The 15657-nt window shown below is 59.7% G+C and carries 15 protein-coding genes; 6 read left to right on the top strand and 9 right to left on the bottom strand.

Features of this window, described 5'->3' with window-relative positions:
* Positions 1-117: 117 nt before the first annotated feature.
* Positions 118-1026: a diacylglycerol/lipid kinase family protein gene (locus tag EXN68_RS02005; RefSeq protein ID WP_142839431.1), complete on the bottom strand. Its 909-nt coding sequence runs from the start codon at positions 1024-1026 to the stop codon at positions 118-120.
* A 237-nt stretch (positions 1027-1263) separates the two neighbouring features.
* On the opposite strand from EXN68_RS02005, the gene EXN68_RS02000 reads away from it, so the two are divergent.
* Positions 1264-2508: an MFS transporter gene (locus tag EXN68_RS02000; RefSeq protein WP_142839430.1), complete on the top strand. Its 1245-nt coding sequence runs from the start codon at positions 1264-1266 to the stop codon at positions 2506-2508.
* Positions 2509-2756: 248 nt separating this feature from the next.
* On the top strand, positions 2757-4130 hold the full coding sequence (gene mgtE, locus EXN68_RS01995; RefSeq protein ID WP_142839429.1) for a magnesium transporter: 1374 nt from the start codon (positions 2757-2759) through the stop codon (positions 4128-4130).
* Between the two features lie 150 nt (positions 4131-4280).
* Here the strand turns inward: mgtE and EXN68_RS01990 are convergent, their stop codons facing one another.
* Positions 4281-5117, bottom strand: coding sequence for an undecaprenyl-diphosphate phosphatase (locus EXN68_RS01990; protein ID WP_142839428.1), 837 nt, complete (start codon positions 5115-5117; stop codon positions 4281-4283).
* A gap of 120 nt (positions 5118-5237) precedes the next feature.
* Entirely contained in the window at positions 5238-5627 is a 390-nt protein-coding gene (locus EXN68_RS01985) for a winged helix-turn-helix transcriptional regulator (protein WP_142839427.1), read from the bottom strand.
* Between the two features lie 103 nt (positions 5628-5730).
* On the opposite strand from EXN68_RS01985, the gene EXN68_RS01980 reads away from it, so the two are divergent.
* Complete coding sequence (locus EXN68_RS01980; RefSeq protein WP_142839426.1) at positions 5731-6747, top strand: zinc-binding alcohol dehydrogenase family protein; 1017 nt, start codon at positions 5731-5733, stop codon at positions 6745-6747.
* A gap of 90 nt (positions 6748-6837) precedes the next feature.
* Here the strand turns inward: EXN68_RS01980 and EXN68_RS01975 are convergent, their stop codons facing one another.
* A complete protein-coding gene (locus tag EXN68_RS01975) occupies positions 6838-7578 on the bottom strand; it encodes a pentapeptide repeat-containing protein (protein WP_142839425.1) in 741 nt (246 codons plus the stop codon).
* A gap of 364 nt (positions 7579-7942) precedes the next feature.
* A complete protein-coding gene (locus tag EXN68_RS01970; protein ID WP_142839424.1) occupies positions 7943-9607 on the bottom strand; it encodes an electron transfer flavoprotein-ubiquinone oxidoreductase in 1665 nt (554 codons plus the stop codon).
* Positions 9608-9993: 386 nt separating this feature from the next.
* Between EXN68_RS01970 and EXN68_RS01965 the strand changes: the two genes are divergently transcribed.
* A complete protein-coding gene (locus EXN68_RS01965; protein ID WP_142839423.1) occupies positions 9994-10605 on the top strand; it encodes a 3'-5' exonuclease in 612 nt (203 codons plus the stop codon).
* Positions 10606-10641: 36 nt separating this feature from the next.
* On the opposite strand, the gene EXN68_RS01960 is transcribed toward EXN68_RS01965, so the two are convergent.
* The 3 genes from EXN68_RS01960 to EXN68_RS01950 all read right to left on the bottom strand — a co-directional run bounded on the left by EXN68_RS01960 (position 10642) and on the right by EXN68_RS01950 (position 13294).
* The gene (locus tag EXN68_RS01960) at positions 10642-11217 is read right to left on the bottom strand and encodes a GNAT family N-acetyltransferase (protein ID WP_142839931.1); all 576 of its coding nucleotides are present in this window, start codon (positions 11215-11217) and stop codon (positions 10642-10644) included.
* Between the two features lie 272 nt (positions 11218-11489).
* On the bottom strand, positions 11490-12254 hold the full coding sequence (locus EXN68_RS01955; protein ID WP_142839422.1) for an isocitrate lyase/PEP mutase family protein: 765 nt from the start codon (positions 12252-12254) through the stop codon (positions 11490-11492).
* A 311-nt stretch (positions 12255-12565) separates the two neighbouring features.
* Complete coding sequence (locus tag EXN68_RS01950) at positions 12566-13294, bottom strand: SDR family NAD(P)-dependent oxidoreductase (RefSeq protein ID WP_142839421.1); 729 nt, start codon at positions 13292-13294, stop codon at positions 12566-12568.
* Positions 13295-13384: 90 nt separating this feature from the next.
* Between EXN68_RS01950 and EXN68_RS01945 the strand changes: the two genes are divergently transcribed.
* Positions 13385-13768 (top strand): winged helix-turn-helix transcriptional regulator, encoded by a 384-nt coding sequence (locus tag EXN68_RS01945; protein ID WP_142839420.1) that lies wholly within the window; start codon positions 13385-13387, stop codon positions 13766-13768.
* An 85-nt stretch (positions 13769-13853) separates the two neighbouring features.
* Here the strand turns inward: EXN68_RS01945 and EXN68_RS01940 are convergent, their stop codons facing one another.
* Positions 13854-14774, bottom strand: a complete 921-nt coding sequence (locus EXN68_RS01940) for a cation diffusion facilitator family transporter (RefSeq protein WP_142839419.1) — start codon at positions 14772-14774, stop codon at positions 13854-13856.
* 80 nt (positions 14775-14854) lie between these two features.
* Between EXN68_RS01940 and EXN68_RS01935 the strand changes: the two genes are divergently transcribed.
* Complete coding sequence (locus tag EXN68_RS01935) at positions 14855-15643, top strand: SDR family oxidoreductase (RefSeq protein WP_142839418.1); 789 nt, start codon at positions 14855-14857, stop codon at positions 15641-15643.
* Positions 15644-15657: the final 14 nt, after the last annotated feature.

The raw sequence follows: 15657 nt of genomic DNA, 5'->3' as shown, positions 1-15657 counted from the left end.
GGGGCAACGTTAGCGGTATACGGAGAGCTCGCCCCCTCATCCCGCTGCCGCGGACTTCTCCCCGGCGGGGAGAAGAAACATGCGGCGCGCTCCCAATCCAAACACACGCCGTTCGCGCTATGCGAAAAACGCCCGCCCCACCAGCACCTTCAACTCGCCGGCATGCACCTCCAACGCCACATCCCGCTCCATCGGCAGCAATTCGCCATCGATGACGCAGCGCACATCGTGGCGTTTCTTCGGAAAATGCAGCTCCACATCCGTCACCGTCATGGCTGTCACGGCGGCGTTTTCCTTCAGCCTGCCGCGCAGAATGTCGAAGGCAAGCCTTGCGACACCGGAAGGGCGCAGCGGATCGGTGAGGTAAAAACCGAGATGGCCGCCTGACACGCTATCCGCCACCAGCAGCGAGTTCTGGCCGAATTCATTGTTGGAGACGGAAATGGCCGAGACCTTGCGGTGCTGGGTTTCGCCATTGACGGTATATTCCACCTCGAAGACCGGCGGATTGAGGATAACGCTGATGGCGGCGCGGATGCTTGCCTTGATCTTGCCGAGGCGGGAGGCAAAGGCGAGGTTGTTGCGGTAACGCACCATGCGCGAATGCAGGCCGGCGGAAAACTGGTGAACGAAAAGCCGGCCGTTGGCACTGGCTATATCCACGCTGGCGATCTCGCCATTTGCCAGCGTTTCCAGCGCCAGGCGAATGTCGAGCGGCAGTTTCAGCGAGCGGGCAAACAGGTTCATGGTGCCGGCCGGCACGATGCCGAGCGCAATGCCCTGTTTCCAGGCGATGCCGGCCGCGGCCGAAATGGTGCCATCGCCCCCACCGGCAATGATGCCTTCAATATCAGGCTCATCGGCAGCGCGTTGCATTTCCTCGACAATGTCCTTTCCGGAAACCAGACGGCATTCGATCTGGTGCCCCGCCCGGGAAAAGACCGCACGGGCGTGGTCGCAATAGGCGTCCATATCGGTGGTGCGAAAGGTGCCGCCATCACGATTGAAAATTGCAATGAGCTTCATGTCCAACCCGGTCCCGTAACGTTCGCAGCCGCGCGTAAATGCCTGGCTTCATATAGAGTTCCGAACACCATCGCGTGAAGATGCTCTTTTACCGAGAATCGCTCTACCGCAACGCATCATTTCATGTTAGGGAGCACTTAAGGTCATTTTCATGACCGCGCATCTCCAGTCAGGGCAGACCGCTCCCATACGGTCTTGCCCTTTTTTCTGTGGGGTCCTCCCCCTTCTCAGGTCATCATGAGCCAGTCGAAAATTTCCGAAGCCCGTCCCGCAGCGGAGAATGAAACCGTTTACACGGACACTCCGGCCGTGGCGCTCTCGCCGCTTGCCATCGCGCTTATCGAACTGGCGCTGGCCGCCGGCGGCTTCGGCATCGGTACCGGCGAATTCGCCATCATGGGCCTGTTGCCTGACGTCGCCACGACCTATGGCGTGACGGTGCCACAGGCGGGTTACGTCATCACGGCCTATGCGCTTGGCGTCGTCATCGGAGCGCCGATCATCGCCATCCTTGCCGCGCGCATGACGCGGCGTGCTTTGCTCCTCGGCCTGATGGGGCTTTTTGCAGCCGGCAATATCTTGAGTGCCGTCGCACCTGACTTCCTGAGCTTTACCGTGCTGCGCTTCATCACGGGCCTGCCGCATGGCGCCTATTTCGGCGTTGCTGCGCTGGTGGCGGCCTCCATGGCGCCGATCCATAAACGCGCCCGCGCCGTCGGCCGCGTCATGCTCGGCCTCACCATCGCCACGCTGCTCGGCACACCGCTTGCCACCTTCTTCGGCCAGCTGCTGTCCTGGCGCGCCGCCTTCATGCTGGTCGGCGGCATAGCGCTTCTGACCGTCGCCCTGCTCTGGCTGTTCCAGCCGCGTGACCGGGTGGAGGAAGGTGCAAGTGTCTGGCGCGAACTCGGCGCTTTTCGCCGCGTGCAGGTGTGGCTTACGCTTGCCATCGCGTCTGTCGGTTTCGGCGGCATGTTCTCGGTGTTCAGCTATATCGCCAAGACCACCACTGATGTGGCGATGATGCCGGTTTCCACCGTCTCCATGGTGCTGGCGCTATTCGGCATCGGCATGAATGTCGGCAATGTGGTCGGCTCACGGCTGGCGGATATCTCGCTCAACGGCACGATTGGCGGCATGCTCGCCTTCAACGTGCTGGTCATGGTCGTGTTCGGCATGACGGCGCATGAACCGTTCATGCTGTGCCTCTGCGTCTTCCTGATCGGCTGCGGTTTTGCCGCCTGTCCGGCTGTGCAGACGCGGCTGATGGATGTGGCGCAGGATGCCCAGACGCTGGCAGCCGCCTCCAACCACTCCGCCTTCAACATCGCCAATGCGCTTGGCGCCTGGCTCGGCGGGCTCGTCATCGCCATGGGGTATGGCTATGCCTCGACTGGTTATGTCGGTGCGGTTCTGTCGCTGCTCGGGCTTGGCGTTTTCCTCATTTCCGTCACCGTCGAGCGGCGCGAAAAGGCGGCCTGAGCCGACCCTATCGCAGCTTACGGAAATTTCACAATCGGGCGCTTGACTCTTTTCGGTTTCAGGCGCAACACGGCCTTACGCGCATGCCTTGCGGCACGGCGCGGATTTCAACGGAGCATCATTAGATGTCTAGCGACAGTAGCAGTCGATTGCCTTTGCCGAGACCGGCGAACGTGAACTGATCCGACCGCTGTCGGCTCACCACCGCGTTCGCCGTTATCGGCGAATCGACGGAAAGGTGAGCAATCATGAACTTCCACAACCTCTCCCAGAGGGCCAGCAAGGCCGCACGTCTTCTTCGTAGCGGAAATGCCGGCTCCACTACCATTGCCGAACGCGTCGAGCACCTCAACACGCTTGATGTCGGCGAAGCCGCAACCGCCCTGCTCGCCATGCCGCAGGCAAAGGCCGTCGCCATTCTCGACCGGCCCGAACTGCACGGCGCAGCCGCGATCATCGCCCATATTCCTGTCGAACAGGCTGCCCGCTTCGTCAATCTGATGTCTGACGACCGCGTTGCCGACGTCATGGCGGAAATGGCCGAAGAACCACGTGCAAAGCTGTTTTCCCGGCTGGACCGCACGACGGCTCTCTCCATCAAGCACCTGATGGGGTATCCGCCGCGCACGGCCGGCTCGATCATGACCACGGAATTCGTCAGCGTGCCTGATGACTGGACGGTGGAACAGACCCTTTCGCACATCCGCGTCGTCGAGCGGTCGCGTGAAACGGTCTACGCCATCTATGTGCTGGCGCAGGACGGAACGCTTTCCACCGTCGTGACGCTGCGTCGCCTGCTGACCGGCGAAGCTGGCGCCTCAATCCTCTCTGTCGCATCGAAGGAAGGCATCGTTTGCGCCAGCCCTCTGATGTCGCAGGAGGATGTCGCCCGGCTGATCCGCAAGCACGACCTTCTGGCACTGCCCGTCGTCGATGACCGCTCGCATATTCTCGGCATCGTCACCGTTGACGACGTGATCGACACCATGATCGCCGACACAACGGAAGACGCCCACAAGTTCGGTGGTATGGAGGCGCTCGGCAAGCCCTACATGACGATCGGCTTTCCGGACATGATCCGCAAGCGCGCCGGCTGGCTCGCAGCACTGTTCCTCGGCGAAATGCTGACGGCCAGCGCCATGCAGCATTTCGAAGGCGAGCTGGAAAAGGCCGTAGTGCTGACGCTGTTCATACCGCTGATCATGTCATCGGGCGGCAATTCCGGTTCGCAGGCTACCTCGCTCATCATCCGGGCGCTGGCGCTCGGTGAACTGAAGCTTTCCGACTGGTGGCGGGTGCTGCTGCGGGAAATCCCGACGGGCCTGACACTCGGCTGCATTCTGGGTGCCATCGGTTTCCTGCGTCTGACGGTCTGGCAGCAGGCCGGCTTTTACGACTACGGCGAACACTGGCTGCTGGTGGGCGCCACCGTGTTTTCGGCACTTGTCGGCATCGTTACCTTCGGTTCGCTTGCCGGCTCCATGCTGCCCTTCATCCTGCAGCGCCTGCGTCTCGACCCCGCCAGCGCATCTGCCCCCTTCGTCGCCACGCTGGTGGATGTCAGCGGCCTCGTCATCTACTTCTCGGTGGCGCTGGTGATCTTGAGCGGCACGTTGCTCTAAAAGACGAAAGGCCCGCTCGAAAGAGCGGGCCTCACTTTTACAAATCGAAATCTCGCCATTGTCATCCTCGGGCTTGACCCGAGGATCCACAACCCGGCTCACGATGGATCCTCGGGTCAAGCCCGAGGATGACGGCGAGTACGGCTCCCCTCACCCGCCGGCGCTGATGACGCCCGTTCCCAGAAGCCCCAGCAGGATGAAGCCGATGACCACGCGGTACCAGACGAAGGGCATGTAGCTCTTGGTCGAGACCAGCCTGAGGAAGACGACAATAACCGCGTAACCGACGATGAAGGCGATCAGGGTGGCAAGTCCCGTCTGCCCCCAGCCGACCGGGTTGTCCTCGCCGATGCTCTTGAAGAGCTGGTAGAAACCGGAGCCGAAGACGGCGGGAACGGCGAGCAGGAAGGAATAACGGGCGGCCGCCTCACGGGTGTAACCGAGCAGCAGGCCGGCGCTGATGGTGCCGCCCGAGCGCGAGACACCGGGGATCAGCGCCATGGCCTGCGCGAAACCGAAGAGGATACCGTCGCGCCAGATCAGCTGGTTCAGCTTGTAGCGCTTCTCACCAATCCTGTCGGCAATGCCAAGAACGATGCCGAAGACGATCAGCATCACGGCGGTGATATAGAGGTTGCGCAGCGAATGTTCGATGGCATCCTTGAAGAACAGGCCGAGAAACACGATCGGCACGGAACCGACGATGATGAGCCAGCCAAGGCGGGCATCCGCCTTGTCATAGGGGCCGAGGCGCAGGTTCTGCCGCAGCCAGGCGGCGGCAATGCGCATGATATCCGACCAGAAATAGACCAGCACGGCCATTTCCGTGCCGATTTGCGTAATCGCGGTGAAGGCGGCCCCGGGATCGGCGCCGGAGGGCAGGAACTCCCCGGCTATCCTCAGATGCGCGCTTGAAGAAATCGGAAGAAATTCCGTAAGTCCTTGCAAAAGGCCGAGAAATCCGGCCTCCATCCAACCCATGCTCATGTGCTTTGATGTCCCTGCTGCGAATCACGATGGCAGCATTATGCATTAATCGGGGCAAATACATGTTGCATCGCACCATCGCGAGCATGGAAAGCGGCACGTGGTCTTACCCGTGATTTTTCAGGCGGCCTTTTCCTCGGCCTGCGGAAGCTGTGTGTATTTCGCGCCGTTCTTGCAAACAACATGGGCGTCGCCCCAGCTTTTCAGCGCCGAAATTACCGGCTTCATCGTGTCGCCAAGCGGCGTCAGCGCGTAGTCCACACGTGGCGGCACCACCGGGAAGACGGTGCGCGAAATCAGGCCCGCCTCCTCCAGCTCGCGCAGCTGCTTGGTGAGCATGCGCTGGGTGACGCTTGGAATATGGCGGCGCAGCTCGTTGAAGCGCAGCGTGCCCTCATTGATGAGGTGATAAAGGATCACGCCTTTCCATTTTCCGTCGAGAAAACTCAAGGTCGATTCCACCGGGCAACCGGGAAAATTGCCGGTGAGCTTGGCGCGCGGTCGCGACATCACAGTATCCTTTTTGTATGTATCATCACAAAATGTGCATTCTTGCGATTGGTGTTCATATGTATCAAGTAAGAGGCACGCAAACAAGCAAAGGAGACTGTTCATGCGCGCCATCGGTTACAGGACAAGCCAGCCCATCACCGCCAGCGATGCGCTTGTCGATATCGACCTGCCGCAGCCGGAGGCGAAGGGGCACGACATTCTGGTGGAGGTGAAGGCCGTTTCGGTCAACCCGGTTGACACCAAGGTGCGCCGCAACCAGTCGCCGGAAAATGGTGCTACCCGCGTGCTCGGTTTCGATGCGGCGGGCGTGGTGAAGGCCATCGGTGACAAGGTCTCGCTGTTCAAGCCCGGCGACGAGGTGTTTTACGCCGGTGTCATCAACCGTCCCGGCTCCAACAGCGAATTCCACCTGGTCGATGAACGCATTGTCGGCGAAAAGCCGAAATCGCTGAATTTCGAGGAAGCCGCAGCCCTGCCGCTGACGGCAATCACCGCTTACGAGACGTTGTTCGACCGGCTGCGGGTGAAGGATCCGGTTCCGGGCGCAGCCAACGCCGTTCTGGTCATCGGTGGCGCCGGTGGCGTCGGTTCAATTGCCATCCAGCTTCTGCGGGCGTTGACGGACCTTACCGTCATCGCCACCGCCTCGCGGCCGGAAACGATGGCCTGGGCGAAAGACCTCGGCGCGCATCATGTCGTCGATCACAGCAAGCCGATTGCCCCGCAGGTGGAGGCGCTTGGCCTCGGCGCGCCGGGCTTCGTGTTTTCAACCACCCATAGCGACATCCACGCCGCCGACAGCGTGGCGACCATTGCGCCGCAGGGCCGTTTCGCGCTGATCGACGATCCAGCCGGCGGTTTCGATGTCATGGCCTTCAAACGCAAATGCGTATCGATCCATTGGGAAATGATGTTCGCCCGCGCGGTCTTTGAGACACCAGACATGATCGAGCAGCACAAGCTGCTGAACCACGTTGCGAAACTGGTCGATGCTGGCAAGATCAAGACGACGCTGACGGAAGTCTTCGGCACTATCAATGCCGCAAATCTCATCAAGGCGCATGCGCTGATCGAGAGCAACAAGGCCAAGGGCAAGATCGTGCTTTCAGGCTTCTGACCGACGCGACGGCGCGTCCGCCTGTGCGGGCGCGCCAATTCCGCCCTGTGCCGCTGCCACGCGCAAAAAACTCGCGTGGATTTTGTCTTGTCAGTCGTCGTCCGGATCTTCAGGGCACGGCCATGATGCGGGCGTGGTCAGGCCGCTCGGCAATTTTGTCTTGGCATCGCCGCAGGCAATATCGACCTGTCTTTGCTCCAGCCCTGTCGCGGTGGAAAGATCCACCCCCTCGATGCGCGTCAGGAGCAGGAAGGCACTGGTGAAATCCACCGGCCCGCCGAGTGTTGCGCCGCCGAAGCGGGCGCGCGACAGGTTGGTCAGGGAAAATTTCGAGCCGTTCAGCGTCGCGCCCTCGAAATCGGCGCGGCCGAGTTCGGCCTTGGTGAAATCCGTACCGTCGAGCTTGGTTTTTTCGAACTTGGTGCGCTGCATTTCGGCGTTGATAAATTTCGCGTTGGTGGCGTCGGCGGCGCTGAAGTCGCTGCGATAAGCTTCCACCTTGGTCAGATTGGCGCCCTGCAGGTTCGCCTCCCCCAGCGCCGTGCGGATGAGTTTCGCCTTTTCGAGATTCGCGCCCTTCATCGACGAGCCGCGCAGGTCGGTATAGGTAAAGTCCGCTCCGTAAAGCATCGCCGAATCGAGATTGCTGCCACCCAGCATCAGGAGACGCTTGTTGCATTCGCGCCAGTCGATGCCGGCCATGGCATCGGCGCGGCAGCTGGCAGCCACCAGCGGACCGCCGCTCAGCGAAACGGCAATAACCACGCCCGCCGCCAAAGCGGCACCAAACCTTGTCTTCCGCACGATATTCAGCTTCTGAAAGCCGGGCATTCTCTTACTCCCTGCCACCGGAGTGACGGCGCAAACGTGAGCCGCCCCTGGGGACCATATGCACATTCAAGGCGTTACCGCATTTCCATCCCGCATTCCACGGGCCAGTTGACGGCAGGACACCCCAACATCCTATATGTAAGAAATCGAAGAGCAATCCACAAATAGGCAGGGGGCAAAGAACGCTTTCGCCTTTGTCATGCCGGCCTTGAGCCGGCATCCAGCCACGGCGCGTCTGCGCCGTGAAAAGGCCTTCTCGCCGCGCAGACGCGCGCCGGCTGGATTCCGGCTCAAGGCCGGAATGACGGAAACGGGATAGGCCCGAATACAACGACGGAGGGGAGTTCACCCCTTTTAGCCACCATCACATATTGGCGTAAACCGGCCCCTCACCGCCCTGCGGCGGCACCCAGTTGATGTTCTGGTTGGGATCCTTGATGTCGCAGGTCTTGCAGTGCACGCAGTTCTGGGCGTTGATGACGTAGACTTGCCTGCCATCCTTCTCCACCCACTCGTAGACACCGGCCGGACAATAACGCGTCGAAGGACCGGCATAGACGTCATGTTCGGAGCGCTTCTGCAGCTCCATGTCCTTCACCTGAAGATGCACCGGCTGGTCTTCCTCATGGTTGGTGGAGGACAGGAACACCGAGGACAGGCGGTCAAAGGTCAGAACGCCATCGGGCCTTGGATACGCGATCGGCTTGTGCTTCGAAGCCGGCTCGAGGCTTTGCGCATCCGTCTTGCCATGCTTCAGCGTGCCGAAGAGCGAGAAACCGAACAGCTGGTTCGTCCACATGTCCAGACCGCCGAGGCCGACGCCAACCAGCGTGCCGAATTTCGACCAGAGCGGCTTGACGTTGCGCACCCGCTTCAGATCCTTGCCGATATCGCCTTCGCGCCATTCGGCCTCGATTTCCGCCACCTCGTCATGGGCACGGCCGGCCGCAATCGCCGCGGCGATCTTGTCCGCCGCCAGCATGCCCGACAGCACGGCATTGTGGCTGCCCTTGATGCGCGGCACGTTGACGAGACCGGCCGAACAGCCGATCAGCGCGCCGCCCGGGAAAGTGAGCTTCGGCACCGACTGGTACCCGCCTTCGGTGATGGCGCGCGCGCCATAGGAAATGCGCTTGCCGCCCTCGAACGTATCGCGAATGGCCGGATGCGTCTTGAAGCGCTGGAATTCCTCGAAGGGATAAAGATAGGGGTTCTTGTAATTGAGATGCACCACGAAGCCGACGGCAACGAGATTATCCTCGAGATGATAGAGGAACGAACCGCCACCGGTCTTGAAACCCAGCGGCCAGCCGAAGGAATGCTGCACCAGGCCCTGTTTGTGGTGCTCCGGCTTGACCTGCCAGAGCTCCTTGATGCCGATGCCGAACTTCTGCGGCTCGCGATCCCTCGACAGATCAAACCTGGAAATCAGCTGCTTGGCGAGCGAACCACGCACACCCTCGCCGATCAGCACGTATTTGCCGTGCAGTTCCATGCCGCGGGTGAAGGCGGGGCCAGGCTCGCCGTTCTTCTCGATGCCCATATCACCGGTGGCGACACCGATGACAGCGCCTTCGTCATTATAAAGCACTTCGGTGGCGGCAAAGCCCGGATAGATCTCGACGCCGAGCCCTTCCGCCTTTTCCGCCAGCCATCGACAGACGAGGCCGAGCGAGACGATGTAATTGCCGTGATTGTTCATCAAGGGCGGCATCATGAAATTCGGCAGTCGGATGGAACCGGCCGGGCCTAAAAACATGAACTGGTCGTCCTTGACCTCGGTCTTGAAGGGATGCCCCTCCTCCTGACGCCAGCCGGGCAAAAGCCGGTCGATGCCGATCGGATCGACCACCGCGCCGGAGAGGATATGGGCGCCGACTTCAGCACCCTTTTCGAGAACGACAACCGAAAGCTCAGGCTCCACCTGCTTCAGCCGGATCGCGGCGGCAAGACCGGCCGGACCCGCACCGACGATCACAACGTCGAATTCCATCGCTTCGCGTTCGGGCAGTTCCATCGCTTCCGTCATCTCATCCTCTCAGATCGCCGGTCCCATCCGGCTGTTATTATATCCGCGTTCCACCATCGGCAGGGCATTGCCAGTGCGAGGTAAAAAGCCCGTGCGCAACAAGGAGTTCGCCTCCCCTGTCTTCGCAAAGCAAGACGCCTTTGTCGAGCTTCTATAGCGGCAAAACATGTCGCATGCCACTTAATTGTCAGACAACCTGATGACTATTTTACTACCTTTACGTTCACGTAATATAAGAATAAGGGTGACATGTTTAGGCGTCAAGAGCCCTTACCGTTTGGCGAGCGCCAGTTACTCCCCGGCAAGGCGCTGGCAGCCACCATTGCCATTCTGGTGATCGGGACTAGTGTGGCAAAGACGAGCGATCCGATCGGCAGGCAAGACACATGAAAACAGCTATCGTCTTCGACTGTGAATTTCTCTGCATTCAGGGGTCGCAAGGCCGGTTCTGGTGTGCGGCAATCGATCCTGATCCCGTCATCGCCCAGATCGGCGCCGTGAGGATCGGCCTTGAAGCCGATTTCCCTGTTCTGGAGACCTTCAAATCCTATGTCACGCCTGTTGACCGGTATGGCGACAGATATGCGCTCGATGCATATTTTACAAACCTCACCGGAATTACCGAAGAACAGATCGATGAGAAGGGCACAAGCCTTCATAAGGCGCTGGCGGATGTGGAGATGTTCTCACAAGGAGCGAAATTGTGGTCCTGGGGGAAAGACGAACTGAATATGATGGCGATCAGTTGCTATATTGCCGGTATAAGCCCGCCAATTCCTGCATCCCGGTTCGATAACGCCGTCAAGCTGCTGCTTGCCGCCGGAATGCCCCTTGAAGACCTTGCCCGAACACCAAGCAACAAACTAGCGGATTATTTTTGTGTCGATCACCCCGTTCTCAAAGGACACGATGCGCTGGATGATGCCCTGTCGGTTGCCTACACGCTTCAGCATCTTCTGCGGTCCGGGAAACTTCAGCCCTCGGCGTTTGACCGTTAGGGGTCGATAGCTGATACCAACCCTCCATCCAGGGCGTTATTCTGGCGAGGCCTGCGACAGGGTTTTCCACTCGTCATTCAAAACGGCATAGATGAACTCGTCACCCCACGTGCCATTGAAGCGGTCATTCTGAATGAGATGTGCTTCCCGGCGCATTTTGAGACGTTCGACGATCCCGATCGAGCCGCGGTTCAGGGTGTCCAGCCGGGCAAAAATCCGGTGAAATCCAAATACGTCGAAACCCAGCCCGATCATCGCCCGCACGGCCTCGGTGGCGTAACCCTTTCCAGAGAAGGACGGATTGAAGATATAACCGACTTCAGCCTGCAGTGCTTCCCGGCTGGCGATTTTCAGAAGCACCTCGCCAATCAGCGCGTCATCATCGCGCCGGATTACCGCAAGCCGCAGCGTATCGCCATCCTCTTTGAATGAACCCGTCACTATCTCGGCGAACTGAGCCGCGAGCGCCGTCTTCCGGGGCGGTGAGGCGTATAGAAATCTGTAGACGTCGCTGCGACCGTGATAGTCGGCATAAGACGGGAAATCCTCATCCCGGAACGTGCGGAGGATCAGACGTGGCGTCTGTAGCGACGAAAAACTTGACTTGTCCATGAATACCCATTTGCCAATAACCCCGCCCATGTAGGTTTCGAGCGGACAGATGCAAGACGGCTCAGGGCGAGTTACGCCCCTGCCGGGATCGCGCAAATGTAGTCCGGCCGGCCACAGTATGGTTGTTACCGTGGCCATTTTCGCCTTGCCGGACTGTTCCTCTCCGAAGCCGTCAGCACTTGTCCAGCAAAAGGGCAAGGTCGGCGACAAGATCGCCCGGATGTTCGATACCGATTGACAGCCGGATTTTTGAGTGAAGCGCGCGCCTCTTTTCAGACAAAAATACGCGCGCTGCTTTCCAGGTCACGGCTGACCCTTGCGTAGGGTGCGGGTCCGAAACTGATCCGGGCGACGCCGATCTCTGCCAGCGCGCGAACCTCTTCCGTGTCTCCCGATGTCATGACGTTGACCGGCAGCGTCGTCTGCCGGCATATTTTTTCGATCAGCTTTTTATCCTTCAGCCCGGGCACGAAGAAGCCATCCGCGCCTGCCGCAGCATAGGCGGCCTCGCGGGCGAATACGTCGTCCAGCAGGGTTGCGTGATCCACCCCTTCCGCCGCCTTCAGAAACACATCGGTTCGCGCATTGATGAAAACCGGGATACCGGCATCACTTGCTGCGCTGCGGACGGCCCGAAGCCGATCCGACTGGTGACCGATGTCATGCAGACCCTTGCCGTGCACCACCTGATCCTCGAAGTTCAATCCGATGACGCCGAGGGCAAACAGGCGACCAACATTCTGCCTGACGGCGGCGGGATCATCTGCATAACCGCCTTCAAAATCCACGGTGAGAGGCAGATCGACACATTTCGTTATGCGCGCGACGACTGACAATGCGTCATCCAGCGGCATTTCCTCACCATCCGAATAACCCTGTGCCGCGGCGACAGACCAGCTTCCGGTGGCTATCGCCTTCGCCCCGCCACGCGCAACGGCCACCGCACTTCCCGCATCCCAGATGTTGTAGAGGACGATGGGATCACCCGGAATGTGCAAGCTGCGGAATATTTCCGCACGTTCGATTTGACTGTTCATCGCGGTCTCTCCTGTGATCGATATTGCCGAGCTTTTGCTCATCCAATCAGTCGTTACAGGCGGCCGAAGCCGCTGCAACAATCCGGAAAACTGCTAACACCGGCCCTGCGTTGCGACCGCCGATTTTCGGGCGCCGATATCCTTATTTTCAAGCACTGCGTGCGGCCAGTCTCGGGCGTCCCGCTCAGATCGCCCATTCTTCATCCGTCGTAAACACAATCGTCAGCCACCGGTCGGCTCCCTCGCCACCAAGCTCGTCTTGATCGCAGGCAGCAGCATCGTCGCTGCCCACGATCAATAGTCAAATCACTTCAATGCTGGTGATGTTGCGCAGGCAGGATCGCTTCGGCATGGGTCCGCTCGGTTGTGAGCGACCAGATCTCCTGGGCAAGTGTGTCAGGATCGATCGTTGGAAAACGCCCGTCACCGACAGGCAGGCCGTTGGCGACTGCCGCACGAAGTCCCGTGGAGTTGTCAATCATCGCTCCGATGTGAAGCATTCCGGCGAACACTCCGCGATCCCTGATCTCATCGTGAAGGCCAAGAATGTAATTGCGTGTGGCAGCAAAAGCGGGGCCCGGGCCGCTTAGCCCCGGCATTGGTGTTACGGCCGAAAGACCATCCGCAATGACGATCGCGCCATCGCCGCGAGCGAGCATCCCAGGCAATACTGCCCGAACAACCTCAACCGGTGCGAATGTCAGGATATTGGTGAGTTCTCTCAGCGAAGCTGATGTCAGATCGACCGCTGGAAGCATCCGGAAATTGCCGACAGGCGCAAAAATCGCGGTATGAATGGGGCCGGCCTTCTCTTCGATATCACGGACCAGAGCCGGGATTGCTTCAATCTCGTTGAGGTCGGCAGGAAAGGCCCTGGCATCCACCCCTTGCGCCAGCAGTTCGTCTACCCTCTCGCTGAGGGATTGAGCATTGCGAGCAACAAGGGCGACCTTGAATCCAGCCCTACCGTAACGTCTCGCGACGGACGCGCCGAGCCCGGTTCCATATCCAAAAATTGCAATCGTTTTCCGGTCAGTCATAACATCTCCTATGGCAGTATGTTTTCGTGACTAGCTATGTATGTTAGACTGGGAACAACACAAGAACGCATAATTTTAGGGCCTGGTCACATGAATCTACCTACCCCGCCATCACAACCCGGAACGAGTGCGGATTGCCGTCCCATTAGCCAGATGCTTGGCCGCATCGGTGACAAATGGACTATAATGACGATTACGATGCTGCTTGATGGCCCAAGGAGGTTCAATGAGTTGCGCAGACTTATAGGGGGAATTAGCCAGCAAATGCTGACAAGAACGCTGCGCGCTCTTGAGAATGATGGCCTCGTTTCCAGAAAAGTCTATCCGACGATTCCCCCGCAGGTGGAATATAATTTGACCGCTCTTGGTCAATCTCTGGCGGAACCTCTTACAAGGCTAACCGGCTGGGTTCTGCAAAATATTGCCGAGGTCGAGCGCAATCGTTTGGCTGCCGCCAACAGATCGATGGATTAGCCTCCCTCATGCAATTCAGGCGCTGAAAATAAAGTGTAAAGACCGTTGGGCCGATATCTTCAGTGGCCTGGAACGCTCCACCCGCTCAAATCGCCCATTCTTCATCCGTCGTAAACACGATCGTCAGCCACCGGTCGGCTCCCTCGCCGCCAAGCGCATCGCCGATCTCGTCGCGGATGGCATCCCACTCCTCAAGCCGTCGGGCCGGCCAGTTCTTCGGCACGATGAAGAAAAGTTCGATCTGTCGGCCGCGTCCGACGCGGGCGACGTAGGAATAATGCGAGGCGAAGCCGAATTTTTCGACCGTCTCCGTCGCCACCCGGTCCACATGCTGCTTGAATTCCAGCGGCGTGACCAGAAGAATATCGGCGAGCGCCTGTTTCACATTGCCGAGCGGCATGGGGATGATGACAAGGCAGACCAGCGCCAGCACGGCAGGGTCGACATAGGGCGCGAGCCATGCCTGCGATGTTCCAGTTAGCCCGTAACCGATGGCGAAGGCGACGAACAGCGCCATGCTCAAGAGCGCGCTCATCAGCCAGCTTTTGGCATCCAGCGCCACGAAGGCGGATTTCAGCCGGCGGTTCTGCCGTTTGACGAACCATGCCATGGCAAGCGAAACGGCAAAGCTGAAGAAGGTGACGATGATGGCATAGTCGAACTCGATCGAGCGGCCGCCATCCATCAGGCTGTCGATGGCATTGATCAGCGCATAGATCGCCGCGCCCATCAGCAGCGTGCCGTTAAGGCCGAGCACCATCGGCTCCAGATGCCAGAAACCCATGGTGAAACGCTCCACCAGCCGGCCACCCGGCTTGGGCGCGGCCGAGGCTGCGATAAGCCGCGCCACGAGCAACGCCAGCACCGTCATGAAGGCATCGGTGAGCGCATAAACACCATCGAAAACCACGGCGAAGGAGCCGGAGAACAAACCCGCACTGATGCCGAACAGGGCCAGAAGAACCGTGACGGCAATGGAGAATTTAAGCAGAGATTGTTCTGTCATGACGTGTATTTGACCTTCAAAAGCGGACGCCACCTTCCTATAAACAGCACAGACACTCCTCACAAGACAGGACAAACCCCATGGATTTCGGCATTTCCGGCAAACGCGCCCTCGTTCTCGCCTCTTCTCGCGGCCTTGGGCTGGGCATTGCCACGGCGCTCGCCAAGGAAGGCGCAAATGTTCTTCTCGTCGGCAGAAGCGGCGAAAAACTGGAGGCGAATTGCAAGGCGATCAACGCGCTCGGCAAGGGCAAGGCCGACTGGGTGTGGGGTGATCTGGCCGATGACAATTTCGTCGAGGCCATGGTTGAAGCCGTCAAGGACAAGCTTGGCGGCATCGATATTCTCGTCAACAATACCGGCGGCCCGACGCCGGGTCTCACTCAGGAAATGACGACTGAGAAGCTCGACACCTTCTTCCAGTCGATGGTGCTGCGGGTCATCACGCTCACCAATGCGCTGTTGCCGCAGATGAAGGAACAGGGTTTCGGCCGCATCCTGACCGTCGCCTCATCCGGCGTGTTCGAACCCATCGCCAATCTGGCGCTCTCCAACACCCTGCGCGGCGCGCTGGTGGGCTGGAGCAAGACATTGTCCAGCGAAGTGGCCGGTTTCGGCATCACTTCCAACCTGCTTCTGCCCGGTCGCATCCACACCGACCGCATCGACGAGCTGGATGGCGCCAACGCCAAGCGCCTGGGCAAGAGCGTCGAAGAAATCCGTGAAGCTTCGGTCAAGAGCATTCCGGCCGGTCGTCTCGGCACGGTGGAAGAATTTGCCGCCGCCGGCGCTTTCCTCTGCTCGGTGCCGGCAAGCTATATCACCGGCACGATGCTGCGGGTGGATGGCGGCGCGGCGAAGTCAAACTGACAGCCGCCACGCAT

It is taken from the genome of Martinezella rhizogenes (assembly GCF_007002745.1).
Classification (GTDB): domain Bacteria; phylum Pseudomonadota; class Alphaproteobacteria; order Rhizobiales; family Rhizobiaceae; genus Agrobacterium; species Agrobacterium cucumeris.
Note: the sequence above shows the minus strand (reverse complement) of the source record. Positions and strands in the feature narration are given on the sequence as shown.

Coding starts and splice junctions, on each gene's coding strand:
- EXN68_RS01960 (WP_142839931.1), bottom strand. CDS start 11,217: ATGGACAAGTCAAGTTTTTCGTCGCTACAGACGCCACGTCTGATCCTC.
- EXN68_RS02005 (WP_142839431.1), bottom strand. CDS start 1,026: ATGAAGCTCATTGCAATTTTCAATCGTGATGGCGGCACCTTTCGCACC.
- EXN68_RS01955 (WP_142839422.1), bottom strand. CDS start 12,254: ATGAACAGTCAAATCGAACGTGCGGAAATATTCCGCAGCTTGCACATT.
- EXN68_RS01975 (WP_142839425.1), bottom strand. CDS start 7,578: ATGCCCGGCTTTCAGAAGCTGAATATCGTGCGGAAGACAAGGTTTGGT.
- EXN68_RS01985 (WP_142839427.1), bottom strand. CDS start 5,627: ATGTCGCGACCGCGCGCCAAGCTCACCGGCAATTTTCCCGGTTGCCCG.
- EXN68_RS01950 (WP_142839421.1), bottom strand. CDS start 13,294: ATGACTGACCGGAAAACGATTGCAATTTTTGGATATGGAACCGGGCTC.
- EXN68_RS01965 (WP_142839423.1), top strand. CDS start 9,994: ATGAAAACAGCTATCGTCTTCGACTGTGAATTTCTCTGCATTCAGGGG.
- EXN68_RS02000 (WP_142839430.1), top strand. CDS start 1,264: ATGAGCCAGTCGAAAATTTCCGAAGCCCGTCCCGCAGCGGAGAATGAA.
- EXN68_RS01935 (WP_142839418.1), top strand. CDS start 14,855: ATGGATTTCGGCATTTCCGGCAAACGCGCCCTCGTTCTCGCCTCTTCT.
- mgtE (WP_142839429.1), top strand. CDS start 2,757: ATGAACTTCCACAACCTCTCCCAGAGGGCCAGCAAGGCCGCACGTCTT.
- EXN68_RS01980 (WP_142839426.1), top strand. CDS start 5,731: ATGCGCGCCATCGGTTACAGGACAAGCCAGCCCATCACCGCCAGCGAT.
- EXN68_RS01970 (WP_142839424.1), bottom strand. CDS start 9,607: ATGACGGAAGCGATGGAACTGCCCGAACGCGAAGCGATGGAATTCGAC.
- EXN68_RS01945 (WP_142839420.1), top strand. CDS start 13,385: ATGAATCTACCTACCCCGCCATCACAACCCGGAACGAGTGCGGATTGC.
- EXN68_RS01940 (WP_142839419.1), bottom strand. CDS start 14,774: ATGACAGAACAATCTCTGCTTAAATTCTCCATTGCCGTCACGGTTCTT.
- EXN68_RS01990 (WP_142839428.1), bottom strand. CDS start 5,117: ATGAGCATGGGTTGGATGGAGGCCGGATTTCTCGGCCTTTTGCAAGGA.